Origin of the sequence: Tenacibaculum sp. ZH5_bin.1, assembly GCF_042865525.1 — a bacterium.
GTDB lineage: Bacteria > Bacteroidota > Bacteroidia > Flavobacteriales > Flavobacteriaceae > Polaribacter > Polaribacter mesophilus.
Genome location: NZ_JBEGIO010000002.1, coordinates 291,919 through 310,821, shown reverse-complemented (window position 1 = coordinate 310,821; position 18,903 = coordinate 291,919). Strand labels below are relative to the sequence as shown.

The 18,903-nt window shown below is 31.2% G+C and carries 18 protein-coding genes; 10 read left to right on the top strand and 8 right to left on the bottom strand.

The annotated features are described in order from the left end of the window. The first annotated feature begins 243 nt into the window (after positions 1-243). A complete protein-coding gene (locus tag ABHQ57_RS09390) occupies positions 244-1,167 on the top strand; it encodes a RimK family alpha-L-glutamate ligase (RefSeq protein ID WP_047788839.1) in 924 nt (307 codons plus the stop codon). Then, complete coding sequence (locus ABHQ57_RS09385; RefSeq protein WP_389863437.1) at positions 1,151-1,837, top strand: hypothetical protein; 687 nt, start codon at positions 1,151-1,153, stop codon at positions 1,835-1,837. The genes ABHQ57_RS09390 and ABHQ57_RS09385 overlap by 17 nt, the downstream gene beginning before the upstream one ends. A gap of 72 nt (positions 1,838-1,909) precedes the next feature. Here ABHQ57_RS09385 and ABHQ57_RS09380 read toward each other — a convergent pair whose 3' ends face one another. Continuing rightward, positions 1,910-2,758, bottom strand: coding sequence for an outer membrane beta-barrel protein (locus ABHQ57_RS09380; RefSeq protein WP_047788841.1), 849 nt, complete (start codon positions 2,756-2,758; stop codon positions 1,910-1,912). Between the two features lie 134 nt (positions 2,759-2,892). Here ABHQ57_RS09380 and ABHQ57_RS09375 point away from each other — a divergent pair, with 134 nt between their 5' ends. The 5 genes from ABHQ57_RS09375 to nhaA all read left to right on the top strand — a co-directional run bounded on the left by ABHQ57_RS09375 (position 2,893) and on the right by nhaA (position 8,770). Further along, positions 2,893-4,074, top strand: a complete 1,182-nt coding sequence (locus ABHQ57_RS09375) for an RsmD family RNA methyltransferase (RefSeq protein ID WP_167713845.1) — start codon at positions 2,893-2,895, stop codon at positions 4,072-4,074. Positions 4,075-4,239: 165 nt separating this feature from the next. Continuing rightward, positions 4,240-5,043: a formate dehydrogenase accessory sulfurtransferase FdhD gene (gene fdhD, locus ABHQ57_RS09370; protein ID WP_167713846.1), complete on the top strand. Its 804-nt coding sequence runs from the start codon at positions 4,240-4,242 to the stop codon at positions 5,041-5,043. Positions 5,044-5,141: 98 nt separating this feature from the next. Further along, on the top strand, positions 5,142-5,780 hold the full coding sequence (locus tag ABHQ57_RS09365; RefSeq protein ID WP_167713847.1) for an SPOR domain-containing protein: 639 nt from the start codon (positions 5,142-5,144) through the stop codon (positions 5,778-5,780). A gap of 10 nt (positions 5,781-5,790) precedes the next feature. Then, positions 5,791-7,314, top strand: a complete 1,524-nt coding sequence (locus ABHQ57_RS09360) for a hypothetical protein (protein WP_167713848.1) — start codon at positions 5,791-5,793, stop codon at positions 7,312-7,314. Positions 7,315-7,462: 148 nt separating this feature from the next. Further along, positions 7,463-8,770 (top strand): Na+/H+ antiporter NhaA, encoded by a 1,308-nt coding sequence (nhaA, locus tag ABHQ57_RS09355; RefSeq protein ID WP_231128414.1) that lies wholly within the window; start codon positions 7,463-7,465, stop codon positions 8,768-8,770. Between the two features lie 12 nt (positions 8,771-8,782). Here nhaA and recG read toward each other — a convergent pair whose 3' ends face one another. Beyond that, complete coding sequence (gene recG, locus ABHQ57_RS09350; protein WP_167713849.1) at positions 8,783-10,894, bottom strand: ATP-dependent DNA helicase RecG; 2,112 nt, start codon at positions 10,892-10,894, stop codon at positions 8,783-8,785. Between the two features lie 61 nt (positions 10,895-10,955). On the opposite strand from recG, the gene ABHQ57_RS09345 reads away from it, so the two are divergent. Further along, entirely contained in the window at positions 10,956-12,167 is a 1,212-nt protein-coding gene (locus tag ABHQ57_RS09345) for an RsmB/NOP family class I SAM-dependent RNA methyltransferase (RefSeq protein WP_167713850.1), read from the top strand. A gap of 307 nt (positions 12,168-12,474) precedes the next feature. Beyond that, positions 12,475-12,906, top strand: a complete 432-nt coding sequence (locus tag ABHQ57_RS09340) for a hypothetical protein (protein WP_167713851.1) — start codon at positions 12,475-12,477, stop codon at positions 12,904-12,906. Positions 12,907-12,956: 50 nt separating this feature from the next. Here the strand turns inward: ABHQ57_RS09340 and ABHQ57_RS09335 are convergent, their stop codons facing one another. From ABHQ57_RS09335 to ABHQ57_RS09320, 4 genes are read right to left on the bottom strand one after another with little or no spacing between them, the layout of a single operon-like run. Beyond that, positions 12,957-13,418 carry a MaoC family dehydratase gene (locus ABHQ57_RS09335; protein ID WP_167713852.1) on the bottom strand — a complete coding sequence of 154 codons (462 nt, stop codon included), beginning with the start codon at positions 13,416-13,418 and terminating at the stop codon, positions 12,957-12,959. A gap of 5 nt (positions 13,419-13,423) precedes the next feature. Then, positions 13,424-14,044 carry a trimeric intracellular cation channel family protein gene (locus ABHQ57_RS09330; protein WP_047788850.1) on the bottom strand — a complete coding sequence of 207 codons (621 nt, stop codon included), beginning with the start codon at positions 14,042-14,044 and terminating at the stop codon, positions 13,424-13,426. After that, a complete protein-coding gene (locus ABHQ57_RS09325; protein ID WP_167713853.1) occupies positions 14,045-15,163 on the bottom strand; it encodes a DEAD/DEAH box helicase in 1,119 nt (372 codons plus the stop codon). 35 nt (positions 15,164-15,198) lie between these two features. Continuing rightward, the gene (locus ABHQ57_RS09320; RefSeq protein WP_047788852.1) at positions 15,199-15,585 is read right to left on the bottom strand and encodes a thioesterase family protein; all 387 of its coding nucleotides are present in this window, start codon (positions 15,583-15,585) and stop codon (positions 15,199-15,201) included. An 89-nt stretch (positions 15,586-15,674) separates the two neighbouring features. Here ABHQ57_RS09320 and ABHQ57_RS09315 point away from each other — a divergent pair, with 89 nt between their 5' ends. After that, entirely contained in the window at positions 15,675-17,012 is a 1,338-nt protein-coding gene (locus ABHQ57_RS09315; RefSeq protein ID WP_073184089.1) for an MATE family efflux transporter, read from the top strand. On the opposite strand, the gene ABHQ57_RS09310 is transcribed toward ABHQ57_RS09315, so the two are convergent. Together ABHQ57_RS09310 and ychF are read right to left on the bottom strand one after the other, a co-directional pair. Beyond that, the gene (locus ABHQ57_RS09310; RefSeq protein WP_047788854.1) at positions 17,009-17,683 is read right to left on the bottom strand and encodes a DUF2461 domain-containing protein; all 675 of its coding nucleotides are present in this window, start codon (positions 17,681-17,683) and stop codon (positions 17,009-17,011) included. The two genes, ABHQ57_RS09315 and ABHQ57_RS09310, sit on opposite strands and share 4 nt — an antisense overlap. An 84-nt stretch (positions 17,684-17,767) precedes the next feature. Beyond that, positions 17,768-18,859 carry a redox-regulated ATPase YchF gene (ychF, locus tag ABHQ57_RS09305; protein WP_167713854.1) on the bottom strand — a complete coding sequence of 364 codons (1,092 nt, stop codon included), beginning with the start codon at positions 18,857-18,859 and terminating at the stop codon, positions 17,768-17,770. Positions 18,860-18,903 lie beyond the last annotated feature (44 nt).

The window sequence follows — 18,903 nt, the reverse complement described above, 5'->3', positions numbered from 1 at the left end:
TATTATTATAACTTCTAAACTATTTACCTCTGTTAATATACTCACCTCAAGTACCTAGATTTAATAAGTATAGTAAATACTACATCCCCTCTCTTCTAAACTACTCTCTATAAGCATCTCTACAAAAAAACAACTTTTTTATCTTATGAATTAAGATGTAAAAGCACCAAATAACGTAATAAAATATTATAAAATGTATAAATAAGCATTTTACAACTTTAAAAATACCACTACTTTGCATCTATGAAAAAATACGATGTTATTATTCTCACTGATAAGAGATATGTAAACCCTAAAAATATTGACAGCTATACACAAAATGTATTAGACGAAGACAATTATGTCAAAATAGCCCTTGAAAATCAAGGTTTAAAAGTAGCTCGTCTCTCATGGGATGACACTACTTTTGATTGGTCTACAACAAAATATGTTTTATTTAGAACCACTTGGGATTACTTTGATAGATTTTCTGAATTTTCAAAATGGTTAAATACTGTAAGTAAACAAACAACATTGTTAAACTCAGAGAAAATTATTCGTTGGAATATTGATAAACATTATTTACAAGACTTACAACAAAACGGAGTTCATATTTGTGAGTCCTATTTCATTGAAAAAGGAACACAATCTACATTAAAAGAACTTTCTCTAAAGTATGATTTAAAAGATTTTGTTTTAAAACCTTGTATTTCTGGTGCTGCGAGACACACTTACAAAATCAATTTAGAAAATATAAACGAATATGAAGAGACTTTTTCTTCGTTAATTATAGAAGAAGCTATGATTATTCAGCCTTTTCAGTATAATATAGTTGAAAAAGGAGAAATTTCATTAATGGTCATGAACGGTAAATTTACACATGCTATTTTAAAAATAGCAAAACCAGGAGATTTCAGGGTACAAGACGATTTCGGAGGTTCAGTTCATAACTACACTCCTACTAAAGAAGAAATTATATTTGCTGAAAATGCTGTTAAAGCTTGTATAGAACCTCCTATTTATGCACGTGTTGATGTTTTTACTGATAATAATGGTAAATTAGCTATTGCTGAATTAGAGCTAATTGAGCCTGAACTTTGGTTTAGAAATAACCCTGCAGCAGCAGATGAATTAGCTAAAGGAATTAAACAATTAACATTAACAAACAGAAATGAAGAAATTATTTAAAACATTGGGTATATTATTGCTAATTGGAGCTATTATACTAGCTGTTTTTTACTTTAAAAACAACGAAAGTCTTCCTACAGGCAAACAAGGAGCTAAAGCAGATGCTTTAGCCACTAAAATGCTTGAAGCATTGAATTATGAAGCTTATAAAGATACTCGTTTTATTGAATGGAGTTTTAGAGGAAAGCATTTTTATAAATGGGACAAACAAAAAAATATTGTCGAAGTATCGTGGGATACCAATAAAGTAATCTTGCATACAAAAAGCCCCGAAAAAAGTGTTGTTTTAGTAAATGAAAAAGAAGTTAAGAACAATGAAATACTTCAAAAAGCAATAGACTACTTTAACAATGATAGTTTTTGGTTAGTAGCTCCTTATAAAGTATTTGAAAACGGAATTGAGCGAAGAATTGTACAATATGAAGGTAAAGACGCTTTATTGATTACTTATACCACGGGAGGATCAACTCCGGGAGATTCTTATCTATGGATTTTAGACGAAAACGACAGGCCTACCAGTTATAAAATGTGGGTTTCTATAATCCCAACAGGCGGAATGGAAGCCACATGGAGTGATTGGGTCACAACTGAATCTGGAGCAATACTACCAACAAAACATGAAATGCCAGTTGGTACTCTAGATATGGGAGATGTAAAAGCATATAATTAACATTATTGAAACTTACAAACAATAAAAAGAGCAGCAATTTTGCTGCTCTTTTTATTTTATATAATACAGGAATTATTTTCCGAAATAGAAAGTAGCACCAATATTAATCCCAAAAGAAGAATAAGGAACTTTTTGAGATAATTGCTTTTCTCCAGCTGGATTTGCACCAAAAGGTAACTCATCAACATACTCTATATTTTTGTTAAATACAGCAGCTAAAGGATTGTATTGAGCATTAGGGTGATTAGCAAAAATAGCTTTTACTTGCTCTATAGATCTTGCTTCTCCATTAACATTTGCTGAAAATTCAGTAATTTCTGAAGTATCTCTAGTAACACTAATTCCCATGTATTCTAATTCTGCAAAAAGAGATACTTTATCACTTAAGTCATACTTATATCCAACAGCACCTATAAAACCTAATGGCAAACGGCCCTTGTAATCTTGAGTATAATCTACATTAAGCATTTCTGTTTGAGACAATGCCATTCTTATTTTCCCATCAGATTCAGTTTTTCCTCCTACCTTAATCAAGGCCCCAAAACGTCCATAGATATTATTAGTAAATTTATAAACTAACGAAGCAGATGCCCCATAAGCTTTACCTCTAGCTTCAATGTTTATATATTGAGCTTGTGTAGGTAAATCAACTAAAAGAGAAGTTTGATCTGCTCCATTTAAGTATCCAACACCAACTTCAACACCAAAAGTGTCGTTAAAAAAATACCCTCCTCTTAATTGAGTATGTAGTCCCTCACCATAACTACCGTAAGTGTTCTCTACTCCAGCTGCAGTAGTTTCAGTACCAAAACGTACACCAGCACTAGAAATTGAATACCCTCCTGCTGCAGAAACATAAAACTGAGCACTTACACTCATTGTTGCTAAAATCATAGCAAGCATTAAAATACTTTTTTTCATAATAAATTATTTGTTAACTTTAAATTGATAATTAAGTAAACAAACCTAATGAAAATATAGGATTAACAAAACTTTATAACTGTTAAATTATTAGTATTATTGTAGTAAAAAGCATTTAAAAAAACACTTCTTTTTTGAATAAAAACATTTTAAATACTGAGGTTCAGGATTATATTAACCATAACCTAACATCCAATATAGAGCAATTAATTTTTAAAGGAAGCCCTTTTGAAAAAATCTCTATTCAAGAATTAGCCAACCAAATCATTGCGAAACAAAAATCTGAAAAAAAACTACCTACTTGGTTTCAAACAAAAAACATCTATTATCCTCCTAAACTAAGTATTGAACAAACTTCTTCTGAAATAACTGCTCAGTACAAGTCTAAATTAATTAACGGAGAGTCAATAATAGATATTACTGGAGGCTTTGGTGTTGATTGTTATGCTTTTTCAAAACAATTTAAAAATGTTATACATTGTGAGCTAAATGAAAAACTTTCAAAAATTGTTTCATACAATTATAAGCAAATGAAAGCGTCTAACATTGAAACTATAGCTACAAACGGATTAAAATATCTAGAAAATACTTCTGAAAAATTCGATTGTATTTACATTGATCCTTCTCGAAGAAACGAAAAAAAAGGAAAAGTTTTTTTATTGAGTGATTGTATACCAAACGTACCTGAAAATTTAGATTTTTTATTTGAAAAGTCAAACACAATTCTTATTAAAAACTCACCAATTTTAGACATTACATCAACTATAAATGAATTAAAATTTGTAAAAGAAATTCATGTTATAGCAGTTAATAATGAGGTAAAAGAGTTACTTTTTTTATTAAAAAAAGACATTAAAGTACCTGTTGACATAAAAACATGTAATATACTGAAAAACAATTATCAATTTTTTAATTTCAGTTTAAAAAACAAAATAAAACCTGAATATTCTCTACCGTTAAAATATCTTTATGAACCTAATGCCGCTATTTTAAAATCAGGAGGATTTAACGAAGTAGCAAATCAACAAAAAATAGGTAAACTACATCAACATTCTCATCTTTATACTTCAGAAAACTTAGTTGAAGATTTCCCCGGAAGAATCTTTAACATTAACAATGTATTTACTTACAATAAAAAAAGAATAAAGAAACAAATAACAGAATCTAAGGCAAACATTACAACACGTAATTTTCCAAAAACTGTAGCTCAGATTAGAAAAGAAACAAAATTAAAAGACGGTGGAAATACTTATTTATTTTTTACCACAAACCTAAACAATGAACTTATAGTTATTGACTGCACGAAAAATGATTAGTATCCAATACTATTATTCGTAATTTATCGTTTATTTAATTGATAGAAAGCCCCTATCAAAAGGTATGTTTTATTGTTTAGGGGCGATAAAACATACCAAAAGCCTTGATTCTTAATGTCAGGGCTTTTCTTTTTACTTACTTTTTTACATACATTTGCTATCATCATGAAACAGACACAAAGCTACCAATCTATTAAACTTTCTATTGATTCTTTAGAAAAATTTGATGACACTCTTGTAATAGAAGCTCCATTACAAATAAACATTAACAAAGAGCCATACACAGTAGTTATGAGAACTCCTGGAAACGATGAAGAATTAGTAAGAGGCTTATTATATGCTGAAGACATCTACAAAAATAAAGATGGAGTTAAAATAAACATAATAAAAACAGAGAAGGACTTTTCTACAGTTATAAACTTGGAAATTTTAAAAAATAAATTAGGAAAAGGATATTTAAATAAACGTACTCTTTTATCAGTTTCTTCATGCGGAATTTGTGGAAAAAAGGAATTAAAAGATTTAAAAATTAAAGGAAAGTCTTTAAAAAGAAACTCTACCAATAACGTTAAAGATTTAATTGAAGAAATGCATTTTATGTTTCTGGAAATGAACAAGAAGCAATTTTTATTCAGGTCTACAGGAGGTAGTCATGCTTGTGCTATTTTTAACACCAATAAAAAATTATTAACTATAAAAGAAGATATTGGTCGCCATAATGCCGTAGATAAATGTGTTGGTGATTTAATCAATAAAAACAAGCTAAAGGAAGCTAATTATATGTTAGTTAGCGGAAGAGTTTCTTATGAAATAGTTTCTAAAGCTTTTTTAGCTAAAATACCAATAATAATAGCAGTTTCTGCTTGTTCTTCTTTAGCTGTAGATTTTGCAAAAGAATTTGGAATTTTCCTTATTGGTTTTAGTAGAAATAATAAAATGACTGTTTATTCTACCCCTCACGAGTTATAGAAATTATCAATTAGAAGCTCTATTATACTCTTTAAAACTTATGAATGAAAAAAGATTTGTATTTTAGTGCTTTTAATAATTATTAATCAACCCATATTATGCCTTTTATAGAAGAAGAAAAGTTTAAGTTAATACAAGAAGACTTAGATAATGCTAAATTAAAAAGAGAAGAAGCAGAAAGTGAATTAAGCAGTACACAAGAAGAATTGGCTGCTTTAAAAAAGAGTTCTAAAACTCTGCCTATTTTTTTAGGTTTGCTTTTAGGTCTTGCTTTAGGGGCAGCATATTATTTTTATGTAAATGGTGGTGATAGCGCTATTAACAACTTAGACGTTGAGTCTATAAAAAAGAAAGAAGCTTACAGAGTTTTAGACAGCATAAATAGAGCGCAAGCTAGAGCTGCTAGAAATAATGAAGAGTCTTTAGATAACATTAATGACATATCATCAAATATAAACACTGAAACTATTACAAACGAAGTGACAGAAAACATAAATGGAAAAACTATTTATTCTGTACAAATAGGAGTGCTTTCTGAAAACAAATACCCTTTATTGTCTTCAGAAGTTATTCCTTCAACAGTTACAACTAATGATGGCTATTTTAAATACTCTTTAGGTTTATATACTACCCTAGATGAAGCTAAAGATTTACAAAAAGAATTAATTAAAATAGGATTTAATGATGCTTTTGTAGCTTCATACATAAACGGTGAACGTCAAAAAATACATAATTAAATAAAATTTAATGCTTAACATTATTTTTAAAAGAGCACTCGTAGTAAGTTTACTAATGAGTGTTCATTTTTTTTACGCGCAAACAAATACCATTCCTGAAAGAAAAACACAGTTTGGTTTTGGTCAAATTGATTTCTTATCAATTAAAATGCCTGAAGGAGAACAAAATATGGACTATACAGGGCTTCACTACAATCTAAAACTAAATGATTGGAGTTATGCTGGAGTTGGTTTATATGGTGCTATTGGAGGTATTAGAGGAGGCTTTTTTACTTTAGGTGTAAATGCTGGAATCCAACAAAAAATAATCGATAACTTTTTTATTGATGCTGGAATTCACTTTGGTGGTGGTGGTGGTGCATCTGCCCCTGATGGTGGAGGAGCTTTTATACTTCCTCATCTTAATTTAGGATATGATTTTAAACACTTTTCTGCAACTGCAGGATACAGTTATGTTGATTTTTTTGATGGTGGCACCATAAATAGCAGCCAGTTTAATGTAGCAATACAAGTACCTCTTTCTTTTGAAACAACAAGTTTTAAAAATAGAGAAAGTAATTTTTCCATAGAAAATTTAAGACAAAGTTCTTGGAATATCTTTAGTAATCGAATTTCACTATTAGTTCACCTAAATAACGCTAAGGTAACCAAAGGTTCTTATGAAGGAAATACAATACGTTTAGCAGGATTTGAATTAAACTCTTATTTTACAGATAATTTTTTCTTTTTTGTTAAAGCTGATGGCGCATATCATGGAATAAAAGCTGGGTATATGGATGTATTTTTGGGTGGCGGATATCATTTATCAATGAATAGAAACCGTACAAATATTTTAGCTAAATTCGGATTAGGAGCCGGTGGTGGTGGTGGAGTAGATACTAAAGGCGGTTTTTTAATTTATCCAGATATCTCTTTAGAACAAAAACTATTCGATAATGTATATGCCTCAATCAATAAAGGATATATGATGAGTCCCGACTCTCATTTTGTTTCTTCTACTTTTGGTCTAGGATTAAAATACTATGTAGATAGAGATGGAATTTTATCAGACGAAAGAGAATTTTCAAGAGGAAAATTTAAAGGTTTTGATGCTATTATTAAACAAGACTTATATGTTAATGCAGCAAGAGATGAAGGACATAATGAAAACATGCATCAAATATCATTACAGTTAAATTTTTTCTTAAATAAATATTTATATGCTGCTGGTCAAACTTCTTTTGCTAATTTTGGTAATGCTGGCGCTTATGCAGAAGGTATAGTAGGATTAGGACTGCAAACTAATAGCTTTTTTAAAGAAAGAACAACATTTTTTGCACAGATTCTAGGAGGTGCAGCTGGTGGTGGTGGTATAAGCACAGGACAAGGGTTAATTATTAAACCTAGTATTGGAGTTAATCAAAAACTTACCAATAAGTTAAATTTAAGATTAGGAGCAGGTTATGTAAAAGCTAAAGGTGGAAGTTTAAGTAGTACCCAACTAAATTTAGGTATTTCATATAATTTCTCCTTCTTAAGTGTTAAAAAGTTTTAAAATTTAACTTTTCGTTAAAGTTTGATGAATTATCTTCGCTTTCTGAAACAAAAAAATTAATAACCTTACTTTTTACTAAAAAAGTAAGTAACAATCTATATACATAAACATGATAAAAAAAAGAATTATATCTCCACTCCAAAATTTCATGAAAACTGAAAGTGCAAGTGGTATTTTACTCTTAGGAGCTACTTTACTTGCTCTTATTTTAGCAAATTCTCCTTTTAAAGATAGTTACAATGCTTTATGGGAATACAAAATTGGTTTTAAATCAGAACATTTTGAATTGTATAAACCTTTAATTCTTTGGATTAATGACGGATTAATGGCTGTATTTTTCTTTTTAATAGGGTTAGAAATTAAACGAGAGTTTTTAATTGGAGAGTTAAATTCTACCAAAAAATTAGCTTTTCCTCTCTTCGGTGCTCTTGGTGGAATGTTGTTTCCTATTTTATTTTTTGTTTTCTTAAATAAAAGTGCTGATACAGCACATGGTTGGGGGGTACCTATGGCAACAGACATAGCTTTTTCTTTAGCGGTATTAAATACTCTAGGTAAAAGAGTACCTCTTAGTTTAAAAGTATTCCTAACAGCTTTTGCCATTGTAGATGATATAGGAGCTGTTTTAGTTATTGCCTTATTTTATAGTGCTAGTATAAATATAACTTTAATATCTATAGCGTTAGCTTTGTTAGCCTTTTTATATTTTATAGCTTACAGAGGTTTTTACTCAAAATATATAACTTTCTTGTTTGGTACTGTAATTTGGGTTTTATTCCTTAAAGCAGGTATACACCCAACAGTTGCAGGTATATTAATGGCTTTTGCTGTGCCTATTAGACAAAAAGTACATACTCCTGAGTTTATAGCACACTTATCACAAATAATGGATAATATCAAAGGGGCTAAAGTTTCTTCTAAACCTATATTATCGAAAGAACAAGTTGCAGAAATAGATAGTTTAGATCATTGGATAGAAGATTATCAGTCACCTTTACAATTGTTAGAGCATAAACTACATGATATAGTTGCATATGCAATTATCCCTATTTTTGCTTTAGCTAATGCAGGAGTTTTAATAGATGGTGACGCTAACTTAGATACCTCCTTAATAATAAACATCGCTCTATGTTTAGTTCTTGGAAATAGTATTGGAATTACTACAATAATTACTACCGTTAAAAAACTTAAAATAATAGAGGTTCCTAAAGATATAAATAATAGACATATTATAGGTGTATCGTTTTTAGCAGGAATTGGGTTCACTATGGCTATATTTATTGCTAGTTTGGCTTTTGCTAAAAGTCCAGAGTTCCTAGGGTCTGCTAAAATTGGTGTATTACTAGGTTCTCTTGTATCTGCTATAATAGGATACCTAATATTAAGATACAATAAAAGTGAAAGTGATGTTGATAAAAACGATCAAAACAAAAAAGAAGAATTAAGTACTAGTTAATAGTGCTTAATTCTAACTTATATTACTCCAAATTCCACTTGTTTTTCTAAGCTTTTCATAAGCTTTCAGCAAGCTGGAATTTTTTATTTCTGATAAATTAGGATCTTCATGAAGTAAATTTATGGCAGCTTTACGTGCTACATGTAATATTGGACTATCTTTAACAACATCTGCTATTTTAAGGTTTAACACTCCACTTTGCTGTGTTCCCATAATATTTCCCGGACCACGAAGTTTTAAATCTACTTCAGCAATTTTAAATCCATCTGTAGTTTCTACCATAGTTTGTAATCGAGTTTTTCCGTCAGAAGATAATTTGTAACTCGATAATAAAATACAGTAACTCTGTTCAGCTCCACGTCCTACTCTACCTCGCAATTGATGTAACTGACTTAATCCAAAACGTTCAGCACTCTCTATAACCATTACTGAAGCATTTGGTACGTTCACTCCTACTTCAATAACCGTGGTTGCTACCATAATTTGCGTATCTCCTTTTGCGAAACGTTCCATTTCATAGTCTTTATCAGCAGGTTTCATTTGACCATGAACAATACTAATTTGATATTTAGGAGAAGGAAATTCTCTAGAAATACTTTCATATCCATCCATTAAGTCTTTGTAATCCATCGCTTCAGATTCTTGGATTAAAGGATATACCACATAAGCTTGTCTCCCTTTAGCAATTTCATCTTTCAAAAACTTAAAAACCCCCAAACGATTACTATCATAGCGATGTACAGTTTTAATTTCTTTACGACCAGGTGGCAATTCATCAATCACAGAAATATCCAAATCACCATAAACCGACATTGCTAATGTTCTTGGTATAGGTGTCGCAGTCATCACCAAAATATGAGGAGGAATAGCTCTTCCATCAGATGAACTTTTTTCCCACAACTTTCTTCTCTGTGCTACTCCAAAACGATGTTGCTCATCAATAATAGCAATCCCGAGATTTTTAAACTGTACTTTTTCTTCTAAAATAGCATGAGTGCCAATCAAAATATGCAAAGAAGCATCTAGTAAACTTTCATGAATTTCTCTACGTTTTTTTGTTTTGGTAGATCCTGTTAATAATTCAACTTTAATATCGGTTTTCTCTAATAATTCTATTATCCCATTATAGTGCTGTGTTGCAAGTATCTCTGTCGGAGCCATAATTGTGGCTTGGTAGCCATTATCAATGGCTAACAACATAGTTAATAATGCTACAATTGTTTTCCCAGAACCTACATCACCTTGTAATAATCGATTCATATGTGCTCCAGAGCCTACATCTTTACGAATTTCTTTCAATACTCGTTTTTGAGCTCCCGTTAAGTCAAAAGGTAAATGATTGTTGTAAAAATCGGTAAACTCCTCTCCTACCTGTTCAAAAACAAATCCTTTTAGTTTTGATTTTCGTACGAGTTTTTTCTGTAGTAATTGTAACTGAATAAAGAATAATTCTTCAAACTTCAATCGATATTGCGCTTTGGCTAATAATTCTTGATTCTTAGGAAAGTGAATATTTAATAACGATTCTTTTTTACCTAAGAATTGATGTTCTTCAATAAAATAAGCCGGAAAAGTTTCTTCTATTTCATTATACGCTTGTTGAAACAAGTTTTGAATCATCGTACGCATGACCTTGTTACTTATTCCTTTCGTGCTTAACTTCTCAGTAGAAGGATATACCGGTTGCATAGCCATTTGCAGCTTGCTTTTGTATTCTTTTACTGTTTCCATTTCTGGGTGTGGCATATTAGGAGTTCCATTATACCAATTTAATTTCCCATAAATAACATATGGAGTATTTACTTTTAAACTATCTTTAATCCACTTTACACCTTTAAACCAAACTAACTCTATAGTACCTGTAGCATCTGAAAAAGTAGCCACTAACCTACTTCCTCTTTTTTGCTTTACGGTTTTTACGCCCGTAATCTTACCTACTATTTGTACTTCAGCAGAGTTTTGTTGCAACTGATTAATCGTATAAAACTGTGTTTTATCAATATATCTAAACGGAAAAAGATGCAACAGGTCATTACAAGTCTTAATACCTAACTCGGTAAATAGTAACTCTGCTCTGGCAACACTAATTCCTTTTATATATGTTACGGGGTGGTTTAAATTCATTAAGAACGAAAATACAAAAAGCCATTAAAATCAACTATCTTTGTACTCTTAAATTCATCAAATGAGATTACATAGAAATTTAGTTTTCGCGGTTATTGATAGCTTACGCGATATTTTTAATGAAGATGTGTATGCAGATAAAGCTGTTGAGAAAGCATTGAAGAGAGATAAACGCTGGGGAGCACGTGATAGAAAGTTTGTTGCTGAAACTATTTATGATGTGGTTCGTTGGAAACGATTATATGCAGAAATAGCAAATGTAAAAGCTCCGTATTCTCGTCCTGATTTATGGCGATTATTTGCTGTTTGGTGTGTGCTAAAAGGAATTCAGTTACCTGATTGGAATCAAATTGAACCTACTCCTACTAGACGTATTAAAGGTAAGTTTGATGAGTTATTAAAAACAAGAAAATTTAGAGAGTCTATTCCTGACTGGATTGATGAAGTAGGTGTTCAAGAATTAGGTGAAGAGGTTTGGACCAAAGAAATAGCTGCTTTAAACAAACAAGCAGAAGTTATCTTACGTACAAACACCTTAAATACAACCAAAACTCATTTACAAAAACAGTTAGCTTCTGAAGGAATTAATACTGAATTTATCAAAGGATATGATGATGCTTTAAAATTAGTAGAAAGAGCTAATGTTTTTAAAACAGAAGCCTTTAAAAAAGGTTTTTTTGAAGTTCAAGATGCTTCGTCACAATTAGTAGCTGCTTATTTAGATGTAGAACCTGGCATGAAGGTCGTAGACACTTGTGCTGGTGCTGGTGGAAAGACATTGCACTTAGCTTCTTTAATGAAAAATAAAGGACAAGTTATAGCAATGGATATTTACGAGAGTAAATTGAAAAAACTAAAAGTACGTGCTAGAAGAAATGGAGTTCATAATATTGATACTCGTGTAATTGATTCAACCAAAGTAATTAAAAAATTACAAGGAAAAGCTGATAGGGTATTAATTGATGCTCCATGTTCTGGTTTGGGAGTAATTAGAAGAAACCCTGACAGTAAGTGGAAATTACAACCTGAGTTTTTAGATAAAATTCGTGGTACACAACAAGAAGTATTACAACAATACTCTAAAATGGTAAAGCCAGGTGGGAAAATGGTATATGCCACTTGCTCAGTATTACCCTCAGAAAACCAACAACAAGTTGAGTTCTTTTTAGCTTCTGATGCAGGAAAATATTTTAAATTTATAAAAGACGAAAAAGTACTATCGCATAAATCTGGTTACGACGGATTTTATATGGCCTTACTAGAAAGAAAGTAAACTGTAAAAATAAAATATATTAAAAAAGGCTCGGGATAATATCTCGAGCCTTTCCTTTCAATCAACTATTAAAAACTAACTAATCACTAAACATTACTTGTTAAGTAATTATATGTTTATGTGACGACTATTTTCTAGTGTTGTTACACTAATTACTAGTCTTTAACATTATTTTATGAAAGCCTACTATTTACAAGCTAATCACTTTCTTTTTTACTTGTACACTACCCTTTGATTTACAGTCTGTTTTGGATTTTGAGTTATTTATAACTACATTTAACAGTAACTAACTAAAAAACTATATTTTATGACAGATTCAAACAAACCCGCCACACTTTTTTGGATTATTAGTATTGCAGCCTTAGTTTGGAATGGACTAGGTGTTATGTCTTATATTGGTCAAGCTTACATGACAGATGAAGTCAGAGCTGCTTTACCTGAAGCAGAAAGGGCTTTATATGAAAATGTTCCTACTTGGGTTACCGCTGCTTTTGCTATAGCCGTTTTTGGAGGATTACTTGGTAGTGCTTTTTTATTAATGAGAAAAAAGTTAGCAAGACCTATGTTTTTAATTTCACTAATAGCTATTGTAGTTCAAATGTCGTATAACTTATTTATGAGTAGAGCATCTGAAGTATACGGACCTGGAAGCATTATAATGCCTATAATGGTAATTGTTATAGGTGTGTTTTTATTAATGTATTCAAAAAAGACAATAGCGAAAGGCTGGTTGTCATAATACTAAGAAATATAAAACTTTAAATGCTGTCTTTCTTAAGGCAGCTTTTTTTATTCAAATAGAACAAAAATAAATTCGGCAACACAGGCTGGTTTTTCCTGTCCCTTTATTTCTATCGTACAATCAAAAGTTAACTTTTTACCCTTTTGAAAGTCTTCTATTAGTTTAACAGAGCTAATTAAACGTAATTCACTATTTACAGGTACAGGATTAGGAAAACGAACTTTATTCAATCCGTAGTTTAACCCCATAGTTACACTTTTTACTTCAAATTGTTTAGAAATTAACTCCGACAACATAGAAACAGACATAAATCCGTGTGCAATTGTTGTTTTTGTTGGAGAATATTTAGCAGCTTTTTCTTCATCGATGTGAATCCACTGTTTATCTAATGTAGCATTGGCAAAATCATTAATCATTTGTTGAGTTACAGTATACCACTCTCCTACCGGTAACTGTTTTCCTTCTATATTAGAAAGTTCTTTTAAATTTTCAAAAACTAATTTTTTCATATCCTTTATTTACCAAATACATCTTTTTTTATTCGAGGAAGCTCCAATTTATACTGTACAGCAATTGTTCTTACAAGAATAATTATTCCTGCAGAAATAACAAAAAGTACATCTTCATTGATGTTTAAAGGATATAAAAGTAGGTATACAATACCTCCTGCTAAACAGGCTGACGCATATATTTCTCTATGAAAAATTAACGGAATTTCATTTGTTAGCACATCCCTAATTACACCTCCCATTACTGCGGAAGACATTCCCATAACTAAGGCTACAAATGGATGTAAATTAAAATTTATTCCTTTTTGAACACCTAATAACGTAAACACACTTATACCAATAGTATCAAACAAAAACATTGTTCTTCTTAACGGTGCTATTTTACTTCGAAATAAAAAAGTTGCAGCAACAGCTATTAATATTGTCCAGATATAGTTAATATCTCCAATCCAGTTTATAGGATGTGCATTAATAAGTACATCTCTAGTCATTCCACCTCCAACGGCAGTCACAAAAGCTATGATAATGACTCCAAAAACATCAAACTTTTTTCTAATAGCAACTAATGCTCCACTAATAGCAAAGGCAAAAGTTCCAGCAATGTCTATGGCGTAAATTACATCCATTTATATTGATATTTCAGAGAATTGTATTTGTAATGTTCTTTCTACTTCAGCTAAACGACTTCTTTCATTTTGAAGAATTAAAGCTAAAGAAACTCCTCTTTTCCCTGCTCTAGCAGTTCTACCACTTCGGTGTGTATAGTACTCTAGTTGTTCTGGTAATTGATGATGAATAACAAAAGCTAAGTTTTGAACATCAATTCCTCTGGCTGAAACATCTGTTGACACCAATACTTGTAGGTTTCCATTTTTAAAAGCACGCATTACCTTATCACGTTCTTTTTGTTGCATGTCCCCTTCAAGAGCTTCTACCGAAAACCCATCTTCTTGTAATTCTTTCGTTAGTTTTTGGGCTCCTGCTTTGGTTCTTGAGAAAATGATTCCTCTTTCAGCATGTCTTTTTTCCAAAAACTTAATAATAACATCGGTTTTTTCAGGGATCGTAGTTGTTACAAACTGATGCGTAATGTTGGAATTCACCAATACATTTTTGTTTACTTCAACTTGTTTTGCTGAAGCATTCATGTATTTTTTTATAATACTTCTAATTTCATCTGGCATTGTTGCCGAAAACAACCATGTTTTACGAGTACCAGAAGTATATTTTAAAATACGATTTAATTCTAATTTAAACCCCATACTAAGCATTTCATCTGCCTCATCAAGTACTAAGGTTTTGATATTTTTTAAATCTACATCACCCCTTTCTATTAAATCAATCAAACGTCCTGGAGTTGCTACAATAATATGCGTGGTTCTTTTTAAATTGTTGATTTGGCGCTCTATTTTTTCTCCACCATACACTGCTTCTACAAAAATTTTATCATCTACATATTTCGTAAATTTAAATAGTTGTTTCTTTATCTGTTGTACCAATTCTCTTGTAGGTGATAAAATTAACGCTTGTATATTGTCTTTTGAAGCATCTATTTTATGTAAAATAGGCAAGCCATAAGCAGCAGTTTTCCCTGTACCTGTTTGTGCTAATCCTATAAAATCTGAATTATTTTCAAGTAAATAAGGTATAGTTTCTTGTTGTACTTCAGTAGGAGTTGTTATTCCTAACTCTTTCAATCCCTTAACATATTCTTTTCGTACTCCTAATGCGGTAAATGTTGTCATTCTATAAATTTATAAGTGCAAAGATATTGTTTCTTTTACGGTAACAATAAGTTTGTTACCTCTTTCGTAATTCTTTTAGGCTTTTTTGTGTTAGCATCTAACAAACAAAATGTAGTTTGAGATTTTACTAACAAAGTTTCTCCTCTATACATTTCAAAATGACGTATGGATCTTATCCCTTCTGTTTTTCCAACCCAAGTCCTAAGCGTAACTTCATCTCCTAATACGGCTTGATTTTTATAATCAACTTCATGTCTAATAACAAACCAAACATAGTCGATGTTTTCAACATTTTTAGAAAGCTCTTTCCAATGAGCATCTGAAATGTTTTGCATCCATTGTACATACACTACATTGTTTACATGGTTGTATTCGTCTATTTCTTCTGAAGTTACGATATGCTTTTGTTCAAATAAATTCATAAGACAAACTTACAGGATTGATGTTAATTATTACTTAAATCTAACCTTGTTTTTATTTTTGATGGATAATTCGCGTTAATTTAGTCAGCATGAATACAATCGCCAACGACCTAGGTACAAAAAGTATTAGTCAACTTATTTTAAAACAAGCTATCCCTGCTTCTATTGGAATTTTAGTAATGTCGATTAATATGATTGTTGATACCATTTTTGTAGGAAGATGGATTGGCGTACTCGCTATTGCTGCAATTACCGTGGTATTACCTATTGCTTTTTTAATTTCTTCTATTGGTATGGGAGTTGGAATTGGAGGAAGTTCTATAATTTCTAGAGCCTTAGGAGCTAATAAAGAAGATAAAGCCTTTGAAGTTTTTGGAAATCAAATTTCATTAACTATTGTATTATCTGTTTTATTTGTTCTTTTAGGAACATTTTTTAGTATTCCTATTTTACAACTTTTTGGGGCTAATGGAGATATTATAACTCCTGCTACTGAATATTTTGATGTAATTGTTTGGGGTGTTCCGTTTTTGGCTTTTGCTATGATGGGAAACCCCGTTGTTAGAGCTGTAGGGAAACCTAATTATGCGATGCTTACCATGCTCTTCCCTGCAATTGCTAATATTTTTTTAGATATTATTTTCATTAAGTTTATGAATTTAGGAATGTACGGCGCAGGTTTGGCTACCTCTATTTCGTATGCTGTTAGTGGAGTATTTATTCTTTGGTTTTTTATTTCAAAAAAGACTGAATTAAAAATTATTCCGAAGTATTTTAAATTGAATTTTTCTATTGTAAAAGAGATTGTGTCTTTAGGAGGAGTAACTATAGTAAGGCAAGGAACAATAAGTATATTAACTATAGTCTTAAACTATTCTCTTTTTAAGTATGGAGGTGAAATTTCAATTGCAGTCTATGGTATTATTAATAGGGTTATGTTATTTGCTTTATTTCCTGTTTTAGGAGTTACGCAAGGTTTTTTACCTATTGCAGGATATAATTATGGAGCCAATAATACAGAAAGAGTAAAGGAAACTATAAATAAATCTATCCTTTTTGGTACGGGAATAGCTGTTTTAATTTTTATTCTGATAATGCTATTTCCAACTGAATTAGTTGGTGTTTTTACAGAAGACGAAAAACTATTAAAACTTACTCCAGATGCATTAATAGTAGCTTTTTTGGCAACACCTGTAATAACCACTCAATTAATTGGATCAGCATACTTTCAAGCAGCAGGTAAAGCGTTGCCTGCACTATTATTAACACTTTTAAAACAAGGGTTCTTTTTAATTCCTTTAGTGTATTTACTTCCTAAATTTTATGGCGTAAATGGTGTATGGATGTCTTTTCCTATTGCAGATGTTTTATCCACTGTGCTTACTTATGCTTATTTGAAAAGAGAAGTGAGATTACACCTAAATTAATCTAAAATACTCTCTCCGTTTAAATTCGTAGTTAATACGTCACTCATATAATTAAAAAAAGGACGAAGTGCTTTAAAAGAGTCATCTACTTTTGTTAGAAAATCGGGAGCTAATACTTCTTTGTCTGTAAAACGTTGAATAGCTATATATCCTTTTTTGCGAATCAAATCGATATCTGGATGTTGCTTATCAAATCCTTTAGGAGCTGTTTTAAGCTCATCTCCTTCTAATTTACCTCCAAAATGTTGTACGTAATTCTTTTCTTTTAAAATTTCTCTAATTTCAGAAGCATCTACTTCAAATTCCTTTCGAATACGTAAAAGATCTTCTTTATTAGGCTCCCAGAATCCGCCAGCAACAAAACTATCGCCTGGGGAAATATGTAAATAATACCCTCCCCTTAATGCTGGTTTCTTTCTATGAAAAGAACCTCCAAAATGTGTTTTATATGGTGTTTTATCTTTTGAAAAACGCACATCTCTGTAAATTCTAAATAACTTAAACTTATCTATCTCATCATGCTTGTTTAAATTATCTTGAATGGTTTTGTATACAGCTTTTGCGTTATTTTGAGCTTCTGTGAATCGAGGTTTGTGTTCTGTAAACCATTCGCGATTGTTGTTTTCTTTTAAGTCTTTTAAAAATTGAAATGTTTGTTTTTCTATTTGCATAGTAAATAAGCGATTTAGAATTTCTAAGGTACAAAAAAACTCCACTAGATTTTAGTGGAGTTTAGACTTTATTCTTCAAAAAGATTATACGTTAAATCTAAAGTGCATAATATCACCATCTTTAACGATATACTCCTTTCCTTCTACTCTCATTTTACCTGCTTCTTTCACTTTAGCTTCACTACCAAATGATACATAATCATCATAACTAATAGTCTCAGCGCGGATAAACCCTTTTTCAAAATCAGTGTGAATAACTCCTGCCGCTTGAGGTGCAGTAGCACCTACAGGAATTGTCCAAGCTCTTACCTCTTTTACACCTGCAGTGAAATAAGTTTGTAAGTTTAATAACTTATAAGCCGAACGAACTAAGCGAGAAACTCCTGCTTCTTCTAATCCTATATCAGCTAAGAACATCTGACGCTCTTCGTAATCATCCAACTCTGTAATATCTGCTTCTGTACCTACTGCTAACACAATAACTTCAGCATTTTCATGTGCCACAGCTTCTTTAACTTTATCAACATAAGCATTTCCTGAAACAGCAGAACCTTCTTCAACATTACACACATATAAAACTGGTTTTGCAGTAATGAACTGTAATGGTTTTACAAATTCCTCTTCTTTTTCTGTAAATTCAATAGAGCGAACAGATTTTCCTTCTAATAATGTTTCTTCAACCTTTAATAGAATTTCCAATTCTACTTGCGCCTCCTTATTACCTGTTTTAGCTGTTCTTTTTACACGCTCCAAACGTTTTTGAACAGTTTCTAAATCTTTTAACTGAAGTTCTATATCAATAGTTTCCTTATCTCTTATAGGATCAACAGAACCATCTACGTGTACTATATTATCGTTATCAAAACAACGCAATACATGTAAAATAGCATCTGTTTCACGAATATTAGCTAAGAATTGGTTACCTAAACCTTCTCCTTTACTAGCTCCTTTTACCAAACCAGCAATATCTACAATTTCTACAGTTGCAGGTAAAACTCTTTCAGGATTTACTAGCTCTTCTAGCTTTTCTAAACGAGTATCTGGCACGTTTACTACTCCTAAATTAGGTTCAATGGTACAAAACGGAAAGTTTGCACTCTGCGCTTTTGCGTTAGATAAACAGTTAAATAAGGTTGATTTCCCTACGTTTGGTAATCCTACAATTCCAGCTTTCATTCTATTGTTTTATTGAAATTTTGCGAGTGCAAATATAGTGCTTT

Coding starts and splice junctions, on each gene's coding strand:
- ABHQ57_RS09390 (WP_047788839.1), top strand. CDS start 244: ATGAAAAAATACGATGTTATTATTCTCACTGATAAGAGATATGTAAAC.
- ABHQ57_RS09385 (WP_389863437.1), top strand. CDS start 1,151: ATGAAGAAATTATTTAAAACATTGGGTATATTATTGCTAATTGGAGCT.
- ABHQ57_RS09380 (WP_047788841.1), bottom strand. CDS start 2,758: ATGAAAAAAAGTATTTTAATGCTTGCTATGATTTTAGCAACAATGAGT.
- fdhD (WP_167713846.1), top strand. CDS start 4,240: ATGAAACAGACACAAAGCTACCAATCTATTAAACTTTCTATTGATTCT.
- ABHQ57_RS09365 (WP_167713847.1), top strand. CDS start 5,142: ATGCCTTTTATAGAAGAAGAAAAGTTTAAGTTAATACAAGAAGACTTA.
- ABHQ57_RS09360 (WP_167713848.1), top strand. CDS start 5,791: ATGCTTAACATTATTTTTAAAAGAGCACTCGTAGTAAGTTTACTAATG.
- nhaA (WP_231128414.1), top strand. CDS start 7,463: ATGAAAACTGAAAGTGCAAGTGGTATTTTACTCTTAGGAGCTACTTTA.
- recG (WP_167713849.1), bottom strand. CDS start 10,894: ATGAATTTAAACCACCCCGTAACATATATAAAAGGAATTAGTGTTGCC.
- ABHQ57_RS09345 (WP_167713850.1), top strand. CDS start 10,956: ATGAGATTACATAGAAATTTAGTTTTCGCGGTTATTGATAGCTTACGC.
- ABHQ57_RS09340 (WP_167713851.1), top strand. CDS start 12,475: ATGACAGATTCAAACAAACCCGCCACACTTTTTTGGATTATTAGTATT.
- ABHQ57_RS09335 (WP_167713852.1), bottom strand. CDS start 13,418: ATGAAAAAATTAGTTTTTGAAAATTTAAAAGAACTTTCTAATATAGAA.
- ABHQ57_RS09330 (WP_047788850.1), bottom strand. CDS start 14,044: ATGGATGTAATTTACGCCATAGACATTGCTGGAACTTTTGCCTTTGCT.
- ABHQ57_RS09325 (WP_167713853.1), bottom strand. CDS start 15,163: ATGACAACATTTACCGCATTAGGAGTACGAAAAGAATATGTTAAGGGA.
- ABHQ57_RS09320 (WP_047788852.1), bottom strand. CDS start 15,585: ATGAATTTATTTGAACAAAAGCATATCGTAACTTCAGAAGAAATAGAC.
- ABHQ57_RS09315 (WP_073184089.1), top strand. CDS start 15,675: ATGAATACAATCGCCAACGACCTAGGTACAAAAAGTATTAGTCAACTT.
- ABHQ57_RS09310 (WP_047788854.1), bottom strand. CDS start 17,683: ATGCAAATAGAAAAACAAACATTTCAATTTTTAAAAGACTTAAAAGAA.
- ychF (WP_167713854.1), bottom strand. CDS start 18,859: ATGAAAGCTGGAATTGTAGGATTACCAAACGTAGGGAAATCAACCTTA.